The organism is Burkholderia sp. RF4-BP95, assembly GCF_001521985.1.
GTDB lineage: Bacteria > Pseudomonadota > Gammaproteobacteria > Burkholderiales > Burkholderiaceae > Burkholderia > Burkholderia diffusa.
The window spans coordinates 47,769-68,015 of sequence record NZ_LOSX01000018.1; the positions used below are offsets into that span (position 1 = coordinate 47,769).

General features: G+C 66.8%; 17 protein-coding genes. 15 read left to right on the forward strand and 2 right to left on the reverse strand.

All coding sequences use genetic code 11. The annotated features are described in order from the left end of the window. The first annotated feature begins 52 nt into the window (after positions 1-52). From WS46_RS04960 to WS46_RS04965, 3 genes are all read left to right on the forward strand, one after another. Positions 53-487 carry a cupin domain-containing protein gene (locus WS46_RS04960; protein WP_059531811.1) on the forward strand — a complete coding sequence of 145 codons (435 nt, stop codon included), beginning with the start codon at positions 53-55 and terminating at the stop codon, positions 485-487. A gap of 270 nt (positions 488-757) precedes the next feature. Beyond that, positions 758-895, forward strand: a complete 138-nt coding sequence (locus tag WS46_RS35940; RefSeq protein ID WP_167359252.1) for an HHHH-motif protein — start codon at positions 758-760, stop codon at positions 893-895. Positions 896-963: 68 nt separating this feature from the next. Further along, the gene (locus WS46_RS04965) at positions 964-1,431 is read left to right on the forward strand and encodes a DUF3761 domain-containing protein (protein ID WP_059689472.1); all 468 of its coding nucleotides are present in this window, start codon (positions 964-966) and stop codon (positions 1,429-1,431) included. 124 nt (positions 1,432-1,555) lie between these two features. On the opposite strand, the gene WS46_RS04970 is transcribed toward WS46_RS04965, so the two are convergent. Further along, complete coding sequence (locus tag WS46_RS04970; RefSeq protein ID WP_059689473.1) at positions 1,556-2,914, reverse strand: polyhydroxyalkanoate depolymerase; 1,359 nt, start codon at positions 2,912-2,914, stop codon at positions 1,556-1,558. A gap of 303 nt (positions 2,915-3,217) precedes the next feature. On the opposite strand from WS46_RS04970, the gene WS46_RS04975 reads away from it, so the two are divergent. The 6 genes from WS46_RS04975 to WS46_RS05000 all read left to right on the forward strand — a co-directional run bounded on the left by WS46_RS04975 (position 3,218) and on the right by WS46_RS05000 (position 9,749). Then, on the forward strand, positions 3,218-3,880 hold the full coding sequence (locus WS46_RS04975) for a glutathione S-transferase family protein (protein ID WP_059689474.1): 663 nt from the start codon (positions 3,218-3,220) through the stop codon (positions 3,878-3,880). A 235-nt stretch (positions 3,881-4,115) separates the two neighbouring features. Next, positions 4,116-5,363, forward strand: a complete 1,248-nt coding sequence (locus WS46_RS04980; protein ID WP_059690179.1) for a Crp/Fnr family transcriptional regulator — start codon at positions 4,116-4,118, stop codon at positions 5,361-5,363. Positions 5,364-5,386: 23 nt separating this feature from the next. Continuing rightward, a complete protein-coding gene (locus tag WS46_RS04985; RefSeq protein WP_059689475.1) occupies positions 5,387-6,151 on the forward strand; it encodes a flagellar motor protein in 765 nt (254 codons plus the stop codon). An 18-nt stretch (positions 6,152-6,169) separates the two neighbouring features. Then, positions 6,170-6,847 carry an OmpA family protein gene (locus WS46_RS04990; protein ID WP_059689476.1) on the forward strand — a complete coding sequence of 226 codons (678 nt, stop codon included), beginning with the start codon at positions 6,170-6,172 and terminating at the stop codon, positions 6,845-6,847. Positions 6,848-6,996: 149 nt separating this feature from the next. Then, positions 6,997-8,859, forward strand: a complete 1,863-nt coding sequence (locus WS46_RS04995) for a methyl-accepting chemotaxis protein (protein ID WP_059689477.1) — start codon at positions 6,997-6,999, stop codon at positions 8,857-8,859. Positions 8,860-8,960: 101 nt separating this feature from the next. Beyond that, the gene (locus tag WS46_RS05000) at positions 8,961-9,749 is read left to right on the forward strand and encodes a hypothetical protein (protein ID WP_059689478.1); all 789 of its coding nucleotides are present in this window, start codon (positions 8,961-8,963) and stop codon (positions 9,747-9,749) included. Positions 9,750-9,787: 38 nt separating this feature from the next. Here the strand turns inward: WS46_RS05000 and wecB are convergent, their stop codons facing one another. Then, the gene (wecB, locus tag WS46_RS05005) at positions 9,788-11,005 is read right to left on the reverse strand and encodes a non-hydrolyzing UDP-N-acetylglucosamine 2-epimerase (protein ID WP_059531786.1); all 1,218 of its coding nucleotides are present in this window, start codon (positions 11,003-11,005) and stop codon (positions 9,788-9,790) included. A 1,243-nt stretch (positions 11,006-12,248) separates the two neighbouring features. On the opposite strand from wecB, the gene WS46_RS05010 reads away from it, so the two are divergent. The 6 genes from WS46_RS05010 to WS46_RS05035 all read left to right on the forward strand — a co-directional run bounded on the left by WS46_RS05010 (position 12,249) and on the right by WS46_RS05035 (position 20,225). Next, on the forward strand, positions 12,249-13,784 hold the full coding sequence (locus WS46_RS05010) for a glycosyltransferase family 2 protein (protein ID WP_059690180.1): 1,536 nt from the start codon (positions 12,249-12,251) through the stop codon (positions 13,782-13,784). 3 nt (positions 13,785-13,787) lie between these two features. Continuing rightward, a complete protein-coding gene (locus WS46_RS05015) occupies positions 13,788-14,783 on the forward strand; it encodes a polymer-forming cytoskeletal protein (protein ID WP_059689479.1) in 996 nt (331 codons plus the stop codon). Between the two features lie 11 nt (positions 14,784-14,794). Then, entirely contained in the window at positions 14,795-15,808 is a 1,014-nt protein-coding gene (locus tag WS46_RS05020; protein WP_059689480.1) for a YaiO family outer membrane beta-barrel protein, read from the forward strand. Positions 15,809-15,822: 14 nt separating this feature from the next. Then, positions 15,823-16,593, forward strand: coding sequence for a hypothetical protein (locus WS46_RS05025; protein WP_059689481.1), 771 nt, complete (start codon positions 15,823-15,825; stop codon positions 16,591-16,593). 297 nt (positions 16,594-16,890) lie between these two features. Continuing rightward, on the forward strand, positions 16,891-19,044 hold the full coding sequence (locus WS46_RS05030) for a hypothetical protein (protein ID WP_059689482.1): 2,154 nt from the start codon (positions 16,891-16,893) through the stop codon (positions 19,042-19,044). A gap of 92 nt (positions 19,045-19,136) precedes the next feature. Further along, a complete protein-coding gene (locus WS46_RS05035) occupies positions 19,137-20,225 on the forward strand; it encodes a hypothetical protein (protein ID WP_059689483.1) in 1,089 nt (362 codons plus the stop codon). Positions 20,226-20,247 lie beyond the last annotated feature (22 nt).

Below are 20,247 nucleotides of genomic sequence, written 5' to 3' on the forward strand. Positions count from 1 at the left end.
TGGAACGCTAAATGCTTGTCCCGGATGACTCTTTCGATCGAGGAGCGCCGCGATGAGCACGCCGACCCCTACCGCGTTTTCCCACGTGAGGCCGCAGGACACCGCGTATCAAGGCGAAGGCCTGCGCGACTTCTTCCTGTATCGCGATCTCGGCATCGCGGCCGCGACGAACGGCAAGGTCGTCGCGCAACTCGTCAGGGCGAATCATGCACCGACGGCGGGCACCGGCTGGCACCGTCACGAGGCCGAGTTCCACATCGTGATCATGCTGAAGGGCTGGGCGCGCTTCATGTACGGCGAGCGCGAGACGCTGGTGAACGCCGGCGACTGCGTGCACCAGGCACCGGGAATCGTGCATTACCTGTTCGACTATTCACCTGACATGGAGTATCTGGAGATCGTCGGGCCGGCCGATTTCAAGTCGATCGACGTCGAAGGGCCGTGCGAAGTGCCTGCGCCGACGCCGTGGGGCGACGCGGGCGCGTAGCCGCCGTCGTTTCGCATGCGAGGCATCCACGTGCCTGGGAAAGACCGCCTTCGGGCGGTTTTTTTATTGGCCTTCAGTCATTCGACATCCGAAGCGTTCGTCATGTAAGGAATTGGAAATGACAGACAGGCGTTTGTCAGCCTCGCGTGACGTTTCGTTACACGCCGTCAAAGATCGTCAATTCGATGCGGGTGCGGTGCACGGCACATCGGTGGCCGGCGTTAAGGGGATAACAGCCGGATCACCGGCTGGCTTACCCAGGAGAATGTCATGACCCGCATCGCGAAGATCCTGACCGTGACGGCCGTCGCGTGCGCCGCTCTCGTCCCGGCGCTGGCCGAAGCCCATTCGCACCGCGTGTGCCATTTCGATCACCACCATCACCGCGTGTGCCGCTGGGTCCGTTGACCCGTGGCGCGGTATTCCCGGCATCGCGTCGGGACGTTTTTCCCATTCAGGCAAATCAGGAGAGGACTATGAAAAAGACGATGTTGATCGCCGCGCTCGTCGCGGGCATGGGCATGTCGATCGGTGCGTTCGCACAGGTTCCGGCCAGCGCGCCGGCCGGCACGACCGGGCTGTGCAAGGATGGCTCGTTCTACTCGGGCGCGTCGAAGAAGGGCGCATGCGCCGGTCACAAGGGCGTGAAGACGTGGTACGGCGCATCGTCGGCAGCCGCGGCCAGCGCACCGGCCGCAACCCCCGCGACCGCGGCTTCCGCTTCCGCCGCATCGGCCGCCGCACCGGCGAAGAGCGCGCCCGCGACGACCGCGGCAGCGGCGCCCGGCGGCGGCGCGGGCAAAGTGTGGGCCAACGACAGCACGAAGGTCTACCACTGCTCGACCGACAAGTTCTACGGCAAGACGAAGCACGGCAGCTACATGTCGGAAGCCGATGCGAAGGCGAAGGGCTACCACGCGTCGCACGGCAAGGCCTGTTCGTAATATCGACGGCATGCGCGAGCGATGCCGCTCGCGCACTGACCGGCATCGCGCCCCGCCATCCGTGCGGGGCGCTTCGTTTTCAACTCCGACGTGCCGCAGCCGATCGCTGCCGTACCGCGCGGGTTCAGTGCACGCGATCGGATTGCGGCGAGGTCGCCGCCGCATCGCGATCGGCCGCGCGCGCGTCGAGCAATGACCGCAGCGTCACGTAGTGCGCGCCGTTCGCGCCGCCGTCCGTATCGGCGGTGCGATCGTACGGCTCGTTGTCATGGATCGTCGCCCGCACGATCGGATAGATCTGCGTTTCCCAACGGCTGCCGTTGAACACGCCATAGTGGCCCACGCCCGTCTGCACGTGGTGCGTTTTCAGGTACGGCGGCAATCCCGAACACAGCTCCTGCGCGGCCATCGTCTGGCCCACGGCGCAAATGTCGTCCTTCTCGCCCTCGATCGTCAGCAGCGCGGTGCGGTGGATCGCGGCCGGTTCCACCAACCGGTCGCCGACCAGCAGCTCGCCGCGCGCGAGCGCATATTGCTGGAATACTTTCTCGACCGTTTCCAGATAGAACTCCGCGGTGAGATCGGCCGTCGCGAAGTATTCGTCGTAGAAGTGGCGCAGCGTATCGGCTTTCGCGGGGTCGCCTTTCGCACGCTCGTAGTACAGGTCGGCGAACGAAGCGGCATGGCGGTCGGGATTCATCGACATGAACGCGCCGACCTGCACGAAGCCCGGGTACACGCAACGCTGCGCGCCGACGAAGCCGGTCGGCACGACGCTGATCAGGTTGCGCGCGAACCATTCGATCGGCCGGCTCGTGGCGAGCGCGTTGACTTTCGTCGGATTCACGCGGCAGTCGATCGGCCCCGCCATCAGCGTCAGGCTCGCGGGTTGGGTCGGATCGCCGGCGGCGGCCATCAGCGCGACCGCCGACAACGCGGCGACGGTCGGCTGGCAGATCGCGAGCACGTGCGCGTCCGGGCCGATCTGGTGAATGAAATCGATCACGTGCCAGACGTATTCGTCGAAGCCGAATCGCCCGGCCGAAAGCGGGATGTCGCGCGGGTTGTGCCAGTCGGTGATGTACACGTCGTGATCGGCCAGCATCGTGGCGACCGTACCACGCAGCAGCGTCGCGAAATGCCCGGACATCGGCGCGACGATCAGCACGCGCGGCTGGCGCGCAATCGGCCGCGCCTTGCGGAAATGCAGCAGCGTGCCGAACGGCGTGGCCGCCGCGGCTTCCTCGACGATCGGCACCGATTCGCCGTCGACGACGACCGACGCGATGCCGAACGGCGGGCGCCGGTGCGAGAACGCGCAGCATTCGAGCAGTTCGCACAGCGCGTCGACCATGCGGCCCGTCGGCGTCGACGTGGCGGCCGGCCACTGCGACATCGTCGCGCGCGTGACGGCCGCCCATGCGCGCGCCGGGCGCAGGCATTCCGCAGACCATTGGTAGTACGGATAGGCAAGCAGGTTCATGTCCGTCGCTCGTTGCGTCACGTTGCATGGAGCGAGGCAAGCCGTGTGCCAGCATGCGGCTGGCACGCGCGTTGCACGCGGTTCTCGAACGCGGCGACGGACACGGCGATACATGCGGTCCCCGTGCAGCCGGGCGACCGACCGCCGCGCGCTGCTGCTGCGGTTCGGGGTAACGGCCGTGCCTCTGCACCAGGCGGCGATGCGCCACTTCGGCGAACGCGCCGCACTGGCGTGGTGCGGTTCGCGTGGCGCGGCGTGCGCTTTCGGTGCAGGGGCGCGAACGGCAATCAGCGGGAGAGCGACATGGAAGCTACCGGGCGGACGACGTTGACCATCAGCAGCCGCAACTACTCGTCGTGGTCGATGCGCGGCTGGCTGCTCGCGAGGCTGAGCGGCCTCGTGTTCGAGACCGTCAGCGTGCCGATCGACGCCGCATCGCGCGCGGAGCTGCTGCTGCTGTCGCCGTCGATCCTCGTGCCGTGCCTGACGCACGACGGCAGCACGGTGTGGGACACGCTCGCGATCGCCGAATACCTGAACGAAATCCGGCCGCAAGCGCGGCTGTTACCGGACGACCGGCATGCGCGCGCGCATTGCCGGTCGATCTGCGGCGAGATGCATTCCGGTTTCAGCGCGTTGCGCTCCGCGCTGCCGATGAACCTGCGCGCGCATTTCCCCGGTTTCCGGATCTGGTCGCGTGCGCAGCACGACATCGAGCGCATCGTGACGATCTGGCGCGATTGTCTGGACGCGTACGGCGGCCCCTGGCTGTTCGGCGAGCGGATCGGCGTCGCCGATGCGATGTACGCGCCGGTCGTCACGCGATTCCTGACCTACGACGTGAAACTCGAACCCGATATCGCCGAGTACTGCATGCGCATCCTCGCGCATCCGTTCGTCGCGGAGTGGATCGATGCCGCGAAAGCGGAGCACGAAGACATCGACGAACTGGACATGGAGTTCTGACGCGCGACGCACCTTCGTGCGTTGAATCGGACGCCGGCACGTCCATCGAAACGAACCGCCGCCGCAACTGCGCAACTCGCAAACGTTTTACGTTGATTTTCGCTGGAAACGAGGACGAATTCCCTAAAGGATGCCGGCGCCGATGACGTTAAACGGGCACGGGGACGACTGTCGATCGCATGCATGCGACATGCGACGCGCAGTCCGCAACAACCAGCGCAGCAGGGGAACCAACTTGAACCGTCAGCAATCTTGGACGCGTACGGCCGCGCCCGGCGAGATCATCTACTCGGAGGGCTTCGCCGGCGAGCCCGTCATCTTTCTGATCGCCGACGGCAAGGTCGAGCTGTCGACGCGCTGCGAAGACAAGCGTGTCGTCGTCGCGACGCTCGGGCGCGGCGAGTTCTTCGGCGAATCCGCGTTGCTCGCTTCCGAGCCGCGCGCGCATACGGCGAAGGCGCTGTCGTTCTGTCAGCTCACGGTCGTGCCGGCCACGCTGCTCGACGAGGAAATCGAGCACGTGTCCGCGCTGCTCCGTCATGTCGTGCGCACGATGATCCGGCGCGTGAAGCGCAAGGACGACCAGCTCGCGACCTATACGCACGCGGATTTCATGCCGGGCGTGCTGTCGTATGCGCATGTGCTGTCGCTGATGGCGGGCGCCGACACGCGCGGATCGGACGACGCGTGGTCGCGGCGGCCGATGCAGGCGCAGGCGGCCGAGGCATCGGTGCCGCTCGCCGACGTGATTCGCCGCTGTCGCGCGATCGCCGGCCATTCGCGCCCGCACGTGCTTGCGATGCTGCGCCGCATGGAGAAGCTCAATCTCGTCACGATCGAAGCCGCGCAGGCGGACCATGCCGGCGGCTCGGCCGATTACACGGCGTCATCGGATGCGCGCCAGGTCGTCACGTTCGATGCCGCGCGCGTGGTCGATCGCGCGCAGCAGGTCGCCGATCACGATCTCGACCTGTCGATCAACAGCGAGCTGGAACTGATCGAGCTGGCCGATCTCGAAGCGCTGATCGGCGTCGACCGGAAGCTGCTGCTCAACAAGCTGTCGCACGGCGAGATCGCCGACGAGGTGTTCGCGTTCCGCAAGTCGAAGGTGCTCGGTTACGTCGAGCAGAAGGGCGTCGCGTATTTCTCGCGGCGCAGCCCGCGCGCCGGCGGCGACGTGCGCGCGCTCGAGGATATCGTGTGGGTCGACCAGCGCACGCTGTTCGACGTGATCAGCGCATTCGATACGTACGATCTCGCGAAGCTGATCGCGAGCCTCGACGATCGCGCGGTGGCCGACAAGCTGTTCTCCGTGATGACGGAAGCGCGGCGCAACGAGGTGTCGTGGGTGATGCGCCGCGAGCTGAAGCTCGACCCGATCGAGATCGAGGAGATCGAACGGCGCGTGCTCGATGCCGTGCGCGCGGCCAAGGCGCCTGCGGCAGGCGCGGCACCCATGCCGCTGGCTTCATCCGACGCGTGACGCGCAACCCGACGGAGACACCCATGGACTTGTTGACCCTGGCCGGCGTGCTGCTCGGCGGCGCGGCCATCGTGTTCGGCTTCGCACTGGAAGGCGGGCATTTTTCGACGCTGTTCCAGTTCGAGGCGCTCGTGATCGTGCTCGGCGGTACGCTCGGCGCGGTGATGATTCAGAACACGTGGGCGCGGTTCTTCGATGCGGTGAAACAGTTGCGGCTCGCGTTCGTGCGTGCGCAGGAAGTCGACCGCAAGCACCTGACCGACCTGCTGGAGTGGGGCGATCGCGCGAAGCTCGACGGGTTGCTCGCCTTCGAATCGATGGACGTGAGCGGCATCCATCCGTTCGCGCGGCGCGGGCTCGAACTGCTCGCGAACGGCGTGTCGACCGCCGTGCTCGAGGACGCGCTGCACCGCGAGCTCGACGCATACGAGCGCAGCCGGCTCGCGGCCGCGCGCGTGTGGCATCAGGCCGGCGGCTATGCGCCGACGTTCGGCATTCTCGGCTCGGTGCTCGGGCTGGTCCAGGTGACGAGCCATATTCTCGAACCGGCGCAGCTCGGACCGGGCATCGCGGTCGCGTTCATCGCGACGCTCTACGGCCTCGCGTTCGCGAACCTCGTGTTTCTGCCGCTCTACGGCAAGCTGCGCGCGCAGATCGACAGCGAGTTGCGATTCCGCAAGCTGTATCTCGACGGCCTGCTCGCGATTTCGCGCAAGGAATCGCCGCATACGATCGAGACGCGGCTGACCGGCGACGTGCGCGGCCGCGCGGCGGAGTCCCTCGCATGATGCACCGGGAGCTTCGACATGACCGCTCGAACTGACGGCGCGCGGGCGGGCTCGCTCGCCGCCGATCGCGACGACGAAGGCGAAGGCACGCAGTCCGGACGCTGGCTGATTTCCTACGCGGATCTGATCACGACGCTGATGGTGCTGTTTCTCGCGCTGTACGTGCTGCAGCTCGCGAAATACAACGCGCTCGACGCGCGCTACCAGACGCTCGCGCGGCACGACAGCGGGACCGCCAGCGCGCCCGGCGCGGCGATGCCCGAGCGTGCCCCCGCCTGGCTGGCATCGCTCGACGCGCTGAAGTCGAGCGGCCGCATCTCGCTCGTGCGCGCGCGGCATGGCATCGAGATCGGCATCGACGCGAAGGTTCTGTTCAACGTCGGCGACGCACGCTTGCTGCCCGATGCGACGCCGGTGCTCGGCCAGATCGCGCAGGCGCTGAGCGAACATGCGACCGGCGACATTCTCGTCGAAGGGCATACCGACAGCGTGCCGATCGCGAATGCGAAATACGAATCGAACTGGGAGCTGTCGTCCGCGCGGGCGGGCAGCGTCGTGCGCTATCTGGCCGATCGCGGCGTCGCCCCGCACCGGCTCGCCGCGATCGGGCGGGCCGATACGCAGCCGCTCGTCGCGGGCGACGATGCGGCCGCCAGGGCGCGCAACCGGCGCGTGACCATCTTCGTCGCGTATTGAGCGTGCGGACCTCGCCAGGCGCGCGACGGTTACCCGCCAACGACATATCCGATCTCGCATGACGAACATGTGAACCCGGCGATGCGATTCCGCGCACGCCTGCCGATAACTCAAGCTGGCTCAGACCGAGCGGTTATCGAGGGTTCCCCATGCATTTCTGGCGCAAGCTGTCCATTCAGAACAAGCTGATTCTCAGCATGACGAGCTGCCTGCTCGTGTTCGTCGCGATCTCGAGCGGGTTGAGTGTCCGTCTGATCGGCAACGCCGTGCGCGAGCGCGTCGTCCGCGAAGGGCTGCCGACGGCCGTGAGCGGCATCCGCGCCGACGTGCAGCGGCAGCTGGCCGGGCCGATCGCCGCATCGCGCGTCCTCGCGCGCGATGCGTTCCTGCTGCAATGGGAAGCCGACGGCGAGCCCGACGCCGGCACGCGCAACTGGATCCAGCTGGCGAGGAACGTGAAGGACGAGCAGAAGGCGGCGTCCGTGCAGTGGGTGTCGGTGAAGAGCGGCAACTACTACAACGAGGCCGGCCTGCAGCGGAAGGTCACCGACAACGATCGATGGCTCGCGACCTTCCTCGCATCGGGCAAGACCTACGACGTGAACATGGATCGCGAGGTCACGGCCGGCGGCTACATGATGTTCATCAACAGCCGCGTGGAACTCGACGGCACGCCGGTCGGCGCGACCGGCATGAGCCTGTCCGTCGACGCGCTCGCGAAGGGGATCGCCGCATACCGGATCGGCGATACCGGGTTCGCGTACCTCGTGCGGCCGGACGGCGCGATCATGATGCATCGCGATACGTCGCTGATCGACGGCAAGCACTTCCTGAAGGACGAACCGGGGCTGCCCGGCGATGCATCGTCGACGCTGCTGGCCGGCCAGCCATATGCGTACCTGAGCTACGACGGCGACGGCGGTGCGCGCTTCATCGCGACGTCGTTCATTCCGGAGCTGAATGCGTACGTGGTCGTCGAAGTGCCGCAGGCCGAACTGCTCGGCCCGGTGACGCGTGCGATTCGCAGCGCGGCGCTGGTCGCCGCGGTCGCGGGCCTCGGCGTCGCGCTGGTCGTGATCTGGTTGGTCGGGCGCGCGATCGCCGCGCCGATCCGCCGCGCGGCGACGCTGCTGTCGGAGATCGCGAGCGGCCAGGGCGACCTGACGCGCCGGATGACGGTCGAGAGCGAGGACGAGATCGGCCAGCTGTCGGACGCGTTCAACCGCTTCGTGTCGTCGTTGTCGACGCTCGTTCACCGGATTCGCGCGGCGTCCGCGTCGATCGCGACCGGGTCCGCGCAGATCGCGTCGGGCAATGCTGACCTCAGCGAACGGACCGAAGGGCAGTCGAGCAACCTCGAGCGGACGGCTTCGTCGATGGAGGAAATCACGGCGGTCGTGCGCAACAACACCGAAACCGCGACGACGGCCGCGAAGCTGATCACCGGCGCATCCGATGCGGCGATGCGCGGCGGGCACGTCGTGGGCGAAGTCGTGACGACGATGGAGCAGATCAGCGATGCGTCGCAGCGCATTTCCGAGATCATCGTGATGATCGACAGCATTTCGTTCCAGACGAATATCCTCGCGCTGAACGCGGCGGTCGAGGCCGCACGCGCCGGCGAGCAGGGCCGCGGGTTCGCGGTCGTCGCGTCGGAAGTGCGCAATCTCGCGCAGCGCAGCGCGCAGGCGGCGAAGGAAATCAAGGCATTGATCGAACACAGCGCGGGGACGGTGGACGCCGGGTCGCGGCTCGTCAGCGAGGCCGGGAAGGTGATGAGCGACGTCGTATCGCAGGTGCAGGGCGTCAGCGCGATGATGAGCGAGATCGCCGAAGCGAGCCTGGAACAGAGCGCCGGCATCGATCAGATCGGCGACGCGGTGCAGTCGCTCGATCAGATGACGCAGCAGAATGCGGCGCTGGTGGAGGAAAGCGCGGCGGCAGCGGAAAGCCTGAAGCAGCAGGCGGCGGAACTGACGCAGCTGGTATCGGCATTCAAGGTGGATGAATGAAGCGCGCGCGACGTTAGAATGATGCGCTTCTGAGGGGCGTCGGCTGCGGGATCGCGGCGGACGTTTTCGCGGTCGGCGCGGGATTCGTCAACGTCATAAAAATGAAGCGCATTTCAAGACTGAAGATCGGGGTAGGGGCGGTGGTGGTCGCGGCGGTGCTCGGCGCGGTTGGGGCGAAGGTGATCGCATCGCCGGCGGATTCGTATCTTGCGTATCGGAAGAAGGCCGCGGCGGCCGTGGCGGCGGCGCGAACGGAAGATCGACCGCGTGTCGACCAGCAGTACACGGCCGACGTGAATGCGCGGCTCGCGAGGCTCGTCGGCACGGTCCGGGCGAAAGGGTTTGCCGCGAAGGCGGCGGGCACGGTGCAGAGCGTCGGCCCCGTCGACGGGATGCCGCCGGGGCCGGACGGGCTGGCCTTCAAGTCGGCCGACGGCAAGACGAATCTCGTCGTGACGACGGTTCCGCTGCTGAAGGCGTGGGCGAGCACGGCGGATGCGGGCATCAAGCCGACGGACGACGTGGCCGCGATTCTCGACAATGAAACACTTTACACGGACGTATTCGGCGACGACGCCGCGGCGTTTCGCTTCGCCGAGTTGCCCGTCAAGCGGCAGCCGGCCGACGGCGTGGTGAAGGCGTGGCTGCTGGGCGAAAGCCAGGACGGCGTGCCGGACGGGCCGAACACGCTGGCCGTGTCGGTCCGGCAGGGCGAACGGGTTTATATCCAGTGGAGGAGCGTGACGCTGCGTCCGATCCTGGCGTGCAGCGCGGGGCGCGTGCCCGAGGATGCGCGGCAGGCGTGTTTCGCCGCGCAGGTGGTGTCGCAGCGGATCTACCCGCGGCTGATCGCGCAGGCGCAATCGATGGCCGATGCCGTGGTCCGGTAGCGGACGGTAGCCGTCGGCCTGTCGCCCGCCGACCCGATTCAAGGCGACCGCAACGCCTGCAGCCCCAGCGTGAGCGCGTTGAACGGCATCTCCGCGGCGCCCAGCGAAAAGCTCGTCGCACTGGCGGTCGCCCCCGGCGAATGCATCAGCGCGTGAACGATCCGCTCGCTCGCATGGCCGTCGCCATACGGATTGCTCGCGCGCGCCATTTCCTCGTACGCGCTCTCGCTGTCGAACAGCCGCGACGCCTCCCAGACGATTCGTTCCCGGTCCGTGCCGACGAGCCGCGCGGTGCCGGCCTGGATCGCCTCGGGCCGCTCGGTCGTCTCGCGCGTGACGAGCACCGGCTTGCCGAGCGCGGGCCCTTCCTCCTGGATGCCGCCCGAATCGGTGATGATGAAATGCGAGCGCGACATCAGGAATACGAACGAAAGATATTCCTGGGGATCGATCAGGTAAATGTTCGGCACGCTGCCGAGCAGCGCGCGCGCCGGCTCGCGCACGTTCGGATTCAGGTGTAGCGGATAGACGAACTGCGCATCGCGATAGCGGTTCGCGAGCGTGCAGAGCGCCTCGCAGAAATGCCGGAACGGCTCGCCGAAGCTTTCGCGGCGATGGCCGGTGATCAGCACGACGCGGCGGGACGGATCGAGAAAGGGAAAGTGCGCGGCGATCTTGTCGTTGAGCACGGTATCGTGGTCGAGCATGCGTTTGACGTCGTGCAGCGCATCGATCACGGTGTTGCCCGTCATCACGACCGCGCCAACCGGCACGCCTTCGCTGAACAGGTTGTCGCGCGCCTGGCCGGTCGGCGCGAAATGCCATGACGACACCGCATCGGTCACGCGGCGATTCAGCTCCTCCGGCCACGGCGACCAGATATCGCCGCTGCGCAGGCCCGCCTCCACGTGCCCGACCGGCAGATAGCGGTAGAACGCCGCGAGACTGACGGCCAGCGTCGTCGTCGTGTCGCCGTGCACCAGGACGACGTCGGGGCGGAAGTCGTCGAAGACGATCCCGATCGCCTGGAGAATGCCGGTCGTCACGTCGGTCAGCGTCTGGCTCTGGCGCATCAGATTGAGATCGTAGTCTGGCTTGATGTCGAACAACGTGAGGACCTGATCCAGCATCTCCCGATGCTGGGCGGTCACGCATACGCGGGCGTCGATATCCTTGCGCGACTTCAGCGCGCGGACGAGCGGCGCCATCTTGATGGCTTCCGGCCGAGTCCCGAATACAAGCAAGATCTTCTTCATCGTTATCCTCGTTGAGCATCTTCGCGCCGGAAGACCCGGCACCTGGCGCCAAACCTGGTTGCAGGCGACTCGTCCCGTTCCGTATGCGGCCGACGCCGGCCGGCGTCGGCCGCACGACATTCAGCGGCGCGGCGGGGCGAGCGCACCGTTCTTGTCCGCGCGGTCTCCGCCGCGCAATCGTCGGACTACGGACGTCCCCTGGCATCTCGTCAATCACGTCATTAGCGTTCCTCATTGTGTCGATCGCCACGTCCTTCCGTCACACGATTCGCGTCGCTGCGCGCCGGCGCACCGGGAAGGCGATCCCGCTTTCCATACAGCAATATTCAAACCAGCGGCCCCTGCGTCCGGGTCCGATTCACGCGGCACGCGTGGTTCGTTACGGAACGTTTCACAACTGCTACGGACGCCGGATCGGCGCAAGGGTGCGATGCAGATAAGCGGGCGCCCATTCGCGCGAGCATTGCGGTCGCGTCATGCGAAGCACGGCGGCGTGGATCGAGCGTCGACTACCGCTCGAACGGCATCCATCGTTCGAAGCGCATTGAATCGCTTCGACATGCGAATTTTGTCTGGGCAATGAAAGGCGTGTCGCCGCTTGTCCGGATCGGGTCACGGAGAAATGATTTGCCCGTCGTGCCGCATCGCGCGCGCCGCTCGAGCCGACAGGCGCGAAATGTTGCGTATCTGTAACGCGCGGCCGGAATACGGCCAGTGTGCACGCATGACGGCCTTCCGGCGCGCGCGGCAGCGTCGGCGCGGACGTCTTCCGGTCATGGCCCGTGCGATGGCGATTCGCGACGGATCGCATTGCGAAGCCGAAGCGCGCGAGGCGACATACGTGCGATGAACAGACGATTCGCCGCGCAACGCGAACGAATCGCGATGCCGACCGCACATGCCGTGCCAAAAGCTGATTCGCCGGTGAATCAAAAACACTCGGCCGCGGCCCCGGCCGCTCCCGCCGCCTGATCGTGGGTCCTTGCCGCACGGGGCGCGGCGGTCGATGGCTCGCCGCTTGCTTGTTCTGGGCGGACAGGTGCGTTCCGACGTGTTCCAACGACAGCAGACGGGCAGGGACGCCAAAGCAACGAATCCGGAAAGCGGCAGGACACGTTCGTCCGGCGCGGAAGACGCCCGCGCTTGCGCGACGAACGTGCGGCCGCTTCCCATTGACATCCGCGCGATGCACGGCCCGGGCGCAAGCGCTCGGCTGCCGCCGTCGCCGGCACGGGGGCAGGACATGAAGAACCGTCGGACGGTGTCGCTCTGCGTCGAGGGCATCCTGCTGTTGATCGTGCTGGCCTGCTCGCAGATCGTGCACGACACCGCGTTGCGGCCGTTCGCCGACGCGGTGCGCATCGGCGTGCCCGCAGCCGGCGCGGCGGAGCGCAGCGCCGCCTATGCCGGCGCCGCGCCGCTCGCGGTGCGCGCGTCCACCGACGCGGACGCGTTGCTCGGACGGGCGTCGGCCCGTACCGCGCAGGTCACGTTCGATCCCGACGTGCTGTTGATTCCCTGTGTCGCCTACCTGTGGCTGTTCACGCTACTGACCTGCGTCTATGCGGCGCGGCATTACGTGTTCAGTCTCGACCGTCTGTTCAAGCCGCAGCACGCGCCTTATCGGGCGGTGACCCACGGCGAATGGCCGCGGCTCACGGTGTTCGTCGCCGCGCACAACGAAGAAGCCGTCGTCGTCGATTGCCTGATGGCGCTGCTCGCGACGACCTATCCGCACGACCGGCTGACGATCATTCCGGTCAACGACCGTTCGACCGACAACACGCGCGCGCTGATCGACGAGGTGCGCGCGCTGGCGCCCGAGCTCATCAAGCCGTTTCATCGCGAGAGCGGCAAGCCGGGCAAGGCGGCCGCGCTGAAGGACGCGCTGCGCTTCATCCGCGGCGACATCATGGTGGTGTTCGATGCCGACTATCTGCCGCGTCCCGGGCTGTTGAAGGAACTCGTCGCGCCGTTCTTCGATCCGGAAGTCGGCGCGGTGATGGGCCGCGTCGTGCCGCAGAACGCCGACAGCAATCTGCTCGCGCGGCTGCTCGATCTCGAGCGCGCGGGCGGTTATCAGGTCAACCAGCAGGCGCGCAACAACCTGAACCTGGTGCCGCAATACGGCGGCACGGTCGGCGGTATCCGCAAGGGCGCGCTCGATGCAGTCGGCGGATGGTGCGACGACATGCTCGCCGAGGATACCGACATGACCTATCGCCTGCTGCTGAGCGACTGGCGCACGGTCTACCTGAATCACGCCGAATGCTACGAGGAAGTGCCCGAGCGTTGGGCCGTGCGCGCGCGGCAGCTGACGCGCTGGGCGAAGGGGCACAACCAGACGCTGCTGCGCTATCTCGGTCCGGTGTTGCGCAATCCGCTGATCTCGCGGCGCTGCCGGCTGGACGGCGCGCTGCTGCTCGGCGTGTTCCTGATGCCCGCGCTGCTCGCGATCGCGTGGGGCACCGCGATCACGCTTTATCTGCTCAATGGCGTCAACTCGACGGCGCTCGGCCTGCTCGTGTCGCTGTTCGCGCTGTTCGCGTTCAGCACCTTCGGCAACTTCGGCGTGTTCTTCGAGATCGTCGTCGCCGCGCGGCTCGACGGTCGCGCGACGCGCCTGCGGCTCGTGCCGGTCAACGTGGTCGGTTTTTGCGTGACGATCGCGGCCGTGGTGTCCGCGCTCTGGGGGCTCGTGCTCGACGCCGCGTTGCGCCGCGAACTGAAATGGGACAAGACCGAGCGTTTTCGCCGGCAACTGAAACCGGGGCGGTGAACGATGACGACCTTCAACGTGATGGTGCCGGTGGCGGGCGTGCTGAGCCTGCCGTTCCTGCCGCTGCTGCACGAGCTGATCCGGCGCAGCGACGTGGCGGCACTGCCGATCGGCGACGGGCCGTTCGTCGACCAGGCGCTGCTCGCCGCGCGCTGGCGCGATGCGCTGCGCGCGCACGCGGGCGGTGCGCGGCCGGCCGACGCATCCGCGATGCCGCCGTGGCACGCGCTCGGCCTCCTGGTGCGGCATGACGACGAGATCCGCGTCGTGCACGACGAGCATTGCGAGGACGTGCTGTACGCGGATCGCGCGATCACGCTCGACGGCGGCGCGCGGGCCACGTATGCGTTCGCCGAGCAGCGCATCGACGTTCGTGCCGGCGCGACGATCGGCATGCTCGCGCACGCGCCGCATATCGACGTCGACAGCGCGGTGCTGCGCGGCGTCGTGGTGGGCGGGACGGTATACCTGCATGGCGCCGGCGGCTTCGCGTGCCTGTACGGCGAGCCGATCGTGTTCGGCAAGGCACCGACGGTGCCGACCGACGATACGGCCGCCGCGCCGCGCCGTGCGATCTCGCTGACCCGTCACTTCTCGACGCTGCCGCATCGCTACGTGCACGGCCGCTACCTGCTGCCCTGCGACGTGCGTCTGCCCGCGCATACGGTCGTGCAGGGGAACCTCGTCGTGGACGGCACGCTGGTGCTCGGCGACGGCTGCGTGCTGCGCGGCGGCGTCAAGGCGCATCGCGTCGAGCTCGAGCGCCACGCGTTGCTGCACGGCTCGGTGTTCGCGCGGGACGACGTACTGCTCGCCAGCGGCAGCTGCATCGACGGCGTCGTGTCGGCCGGCGGCCTGCTGCGCCTGACCGGCGCGCGCATCGGCGTCGCCGGTCATCCTGTCAGCGCCTGTGCGCGCGACGTTTCGGTCGTCGGTCATGCATGCGTGCACGGCGACCTCGTCGCATGCCGCAGCGGCTGGTTCCACGCATCCCGTTAAGGAGCGCCTCCATGTCCGATCGTTCCCGCCGTCGCGGCTCGCGCGCACCGGTCGCCGCTCTGGCGGTGCTGTGCGGCGTTGCCGTCGGCCCGCTCCCGGTGCTCGCGGCGCAGCCGGATGACGCCGGCGCGCCGGCACCCGCGCAGTCGCCCGCCGCCGCGCCCGTCATCGTGCCGCGCACGCTCGACGCGCCCACGTTCGTGCGCGTGTCCGCCGACGGCCTGCCGGACGGCACGTCGCTCGCCGAATTCTCGCCTGACGATACGAACCGGCCGCCGTTGCCCGACGCCGTGATCGCGCATGTGCAGGCGCCGAGCGAGCGGCATGCCGAGATGTCGCTCGGCGTGTCCAGCGCACACCTGACGCACGGGTATGGCGACTGGTACGGCGTGCACGTGCGCGGCGTCTATCAGGACGGCGGCCGCACGATACTCGGCGAGCTGGCGCAGCTGCATCGCTTCGGCGAGAGCACGCAGCTCGGCGCACTGACGTACGTGCAGGACCTGGGACCGGACTGGTTCGGTGGCATCGGTTTTTCCGGCACGACGTCCGGGACGATCCTGCCGAGCGCGCGCGTCGACCTCTCGATCAACCGCAAGCTGTTGTCCAACCGGTCGCTGATCGTGTCGCTGGGCGCCGGCTATGCATGGAACCGCAGCGGCCACCGGGATCAGCTGTATCACGCCGGCGTGATCTGGTATGCGCTGCCGAAGTGGATCTTCGAGGCGGGTACGAACTACACGGTCGATTCGCCGGGGTCGGTGAAGGCGCCGCAATACTACGGCGCCGTCACCTACGGCGAGGTCGGGAAGAGCGTGATCGTGCTGCGTGGCGGGTTCGGCCGCGAGGCGTATCAGGTCACCGGATCCGGTTCGCAGATCGCCGATTTCCGCAGTCACGAAGTGATCGCGAAATGGCGCTACTGGTTCACGCGCAAGTGGGGCACGCAACTCGAATTCGACTACTACCATAACCCTTACTATTCACGGATCGGCGGCGAGCTGAGCGTGTTCTATCGCTGGTAACGGGAACGGGCGCCATGCAGACGCATCCCGTCCGTCCTCCCGTCGACCGTTCGCTGCGGATCCACCCGCATCCACAGCGCTGGCTGATGTCGATCGTGCTGCTGACCCCGACGCTCTATGCGTTGCTGTGGCTCGGCCTGCCGCTCGCGTGGCGCTACTGGCGCGCGGTCATGGCGTGGGGGGCGCACGAGATCGATCCGGCACTGCACGTGATCGTGATCGGCTACCCGCCCGATGCGCCGCGCGTCCCGCTGCTGTCGATCGATCTCGCCGCGCGAATGCCGAGCGGGACGCAGCTTGCCGTGACCGCTGTGCTGTGCGCGATCGGCTTCGGCGCGTCGTTCTTCCGGCGTGCGAACTGGTTGCCCGTTGCATATCTGTTACGTATCGCGAGCTTCACTCAGCTGCTGATCTGCGCGTATTTCTGGCTCGCACCGGGCGCGTTCCCATATGTGCCGATGCTGCATCTGCGTGACATGTTCGTACTGCACGGCGCGGCGATCGCGCTGATTCCGCTGGTGATGGCGGCGCTTTACTACCCGCTCGATTTCACGCCGCTGCAGAAGATCGCCGCATCGCTTCTCGTGGTCGGCTACTTCGTGTTCGCGCTGCCGTTCGTGATGCTGCTGCATGCGGTCGTCATCCATCATGGCTCGCTGCTGTTCCTGCCGTTCTGCTATTTCCTGCTCGGCGGCCCGCTGCTGATCGGCCTGCTCGTCACGCTCTATACCTACTGCGCGAGCTGGCCCGGCTCGCTGACGAATCCGTCCGACGATTCGTGCTAAACGCCGCCGTATCAGTGATGAAACGATTCGGCCGCGTTTTTCGCCGCACCGCACGGCACGCGACGCACGGAGCGAGCACGACAGGGCTTCCGGAGTCAATGGCACGTTGTTCGCTTCTCTCCCTGCGTCGCATCGATTCTTTTCCAACGGAGAAGACGGGCCGGCCGCCGATGGCCGACGTCGTTCGATGCTCGACGAACTGGGCAGCCGCACACATCTACCGGGCAAGGTGGGCCGAGCTGGCGGCACGCTCATCGCTGCTGTGGCGCCACCCATTCCTTAAGCGAGGAGCACACCATGTTGGCAAAGTCAGGCAAGTTCTTGCGGATACTGTTCGCGCTATTCGCGCTGGCGTTCGCATTCAGTCCGGGCGGCGTTCGGGCGGCCACCAACCAGCTTCTCCTGTTGGTGCCCGACACGCTGACGCTGCCTGATTCCCGCGTGTCCGCGTGGCTCGATACCGCGCAGGAAGAAGGGTTGCAGATCACCGTCATGACCGACAGCCAGTTCATGGCAGCCGGCTCGTCGCTGTCGCAGTATCCGGGCCTGATCCTGCCGGACCAGGTGCATACGACGGCCGCCGACGCGCTCGTGACGGCGATCCAGAACTATGCGCTGAACGGCGGCAAGGTGATGCTCGTCTATGATTTCGGCGTACTGAATTCGGCAGGCTTCTATGTGAGCCCGAAGTCTCGTTTCAGCAACATGGCCGGCGTCGACTACGTGTTGTATGACCAATACGGCGGCAACATGATCGGCCTCGGCAACGTGACCGGCATGAGCAGTTGGCTGCGCACGCTGCAAGTGCCCCCCGGCAAGTCGATGGCATGGACGACGACGACTTCGGCGACCACGGCCGCCAGCCCCACGACTTCGTTCGCGTCGACGAGCAGCTCCGGCTCGTCGAAGACGTCGGCCTCGACGTCCGGCAGCGCGCTGTTCCTGGCGGCCAGCCCGTCGAACCCGGGCGGCCTCGCGAACTACAACCACAATGCGTGGTTCCAGTACACGACGCCCTCCACGGGCAGCGGCGTGCTGAGCCAGACGCTCCCGAAGCTGACCGGCACCGTGACCGGCAAACTGAAGAAGACCACGACGTATAGTGCCGGTTCGCTGCTGAGCACCTCGACCGGCAAGACGGCAAACACGCTTGCGTCCACGCTGACGACCACCACCGACACGCTCGAAGGCATCTCCGGCTACGTATACGGCTTCCTGACCTATCCGAGCTTCGTCACGCAGGGCACGTATTCCGGCACGACGATCCTGACCTCGCCGACGTTCGGGCTGGTGTCCGGCTACAACCCGTACGGCAACGGCGGCGTGCTGTTCGTCAACCTGCCGCTGGCCTACCTCGACGGCCAGACCGACGGCATGCTGATTCACGGCTACCTGCATTATTTCGGCACGCAGATGCTGAACCTGCCGTCGCTGTCGCCGCTGCCGAAAGCGCAGGCCGGGCTCGTGTTCAACTGGCACTTCTGCGCGGGCGACCAGATCCAGCCGGCGCTTTACCTGAAGAGCCTCGGCGTGTGGAACAACGGACCGTTCTCCGTCGTGGTCACTGCCGGCCCCGACGAAGCGACCTTCGGTGACGGCGGTGGCATCAATCTCGCCAACAACCCGACGGCGCAGTATCTCCTCAAATACTTCATCAGCAGGGGGCATCGCGTCGGCAGCCACGGCGGCTGGATCCATGATTACTGGGGGGCGAATGCGAGCGAGACGAACGCGAGCACGTTTACGCAGTACCTCGTGATGAACCATCAGGCCGTCCAGGCTGCGACGGGCCTGCCCGACATCGAGTATGCGGCGCCGGAAGGCAACACGCCGACCTGGTCGGTGAACTGGCTCGAAAGCAATGGCTTCAACGGGTACTACTTCACCGGCCACACCGGCTCGGCGCCGACCCGCGCATACCGCAACGGTGCGCTGCTGAACCCGGGCCTGTGGGCTTACCCCGTGATGCCGTTCGGCAAGTACGCGACGTTCGAGGAGTTCCAGCAGTACGCGGTGCCGACGACCGACGTGAACAACTGGTACGCCGCGCTGATGAACTTCGTCGTCGCGAACCACACGAGCCGCCTGATCTACGCGCACCCGCTCGGCGCGTCGTCCTATACGTCGACGTTGTCCTCGATCTTCTCGCAAGCCAATTTGCTGAAGCTGACCGGGCAGTTCCGGTGGTACACGATGACCGATATCACGGTCTTCGACCGGGCGCGCTTGAACGTCACGTGGTCGGCCACCGACACGGGTAGCGGCTGGGCATTCTCCGCCAGCCACCCGACCAGCCTGACGAACATGACGTGGCTGTTGCCGAAGGCTGCGTATGCGTTGCCGATCATCACGCAAGGCAGCGGCAGCGTGGGCATCACCGACTCGACGTACTGGCTCGTGACCGCGAATAGCGGCACCAGTCTCCAGTTCACCAGCGCCAAGGTGCACTGAGCCGCAACGTCGATACACCCGCCGGCGCGCGACGCGGCCAACGCCGCGCCCGGCGCGAATTGCGCAGAACTACCGCGCAGGAGCCCCCGATCATGAAACGGCCCGCGCTTTTCCCGGCCGCACGCGCGTGCGTGGCGGCCCTTGTCAGGCCGTGCCATGCGTGGCGCGTTGCCTGTTGCGTCGCCGCGTGCTGCTCCGTGCTGCACGCGGGCGCCGCCGAACTTCAGCTGAACGGGCTGTATCAACGCCCGGACGGCGCGATCACCGTGCGCCTGAACGGCGCCGGCATCGATCCTTATTTCGCGGCGAAGGCGCTGCTTGCCGCCGCCGACACCCATATGGATGCCCATCAGGCCGCACTCGCGTGGATCGCGTGGGTGTTGCCGCGCCAGCGGCTGGACGGCGGATTCGACCGCTTCTGCGTGAAGAGCGGACAGGTCGGCCCGTGCGCGGAAGCCGACGCGGACGACGCGATGATGGCGACCTGGATCGAACTGCTCGCGCGCTTTGCGCCTCCCGACGGGATGCCGGCTGCCTGGGAACTCAGCCTGAACCGCGCGGGCGCGCACCTGGACACGCTGCTCGACAAGGCGAGCGGCGTCTATCAGATCTCGTCGTCGCTTCATGTCGCACTGCTGATGGATAACGTCGAGGTGCACAGCGCGTTCCAGGCGCTCGCCGCGTATTACGTGCGCCGCGCCGACTACGCGCGTGCAGGGCCGTGGAGCCAGCGTGCCGACCGGCTGTCGTCGGCGATCGTGAAGGTGTTCTGGCGCGGCACGCAATCCGGCTTTCGCGCGAGCACGCAGAAGATCAGCGACACGAGCTTCTATCCGGCGAAAGTCGCGCAGATCTTCCCGATCCTGTCCGGCATCCAGGTGCCCGACCAGTCGAACGAGACGATCTATGCGCAGTGGATGCAGAAGTACGGCAAGACCTGGATGCAACTGGCCGGCTCCGATTTTCCGTGGGGGCTGATCGCGCTGGTCGCATTCAAGATGAACGACTGGAGCACCGTCGCCTGCTGGTATGCGCGCTCGGGCCCGTACCGTCATGGCTCGCACTGGAACGTACTGGAGGAGGCGCTGTATCTGGCATTCGAAAGCCGGATGGCCGACCCGCTCGCGCCCGCCAAATGCGGGTTCACGACGGCGGAGATAACGGTGACCGGATCGCGCTGACACGACGGCGCACGGTCGATGA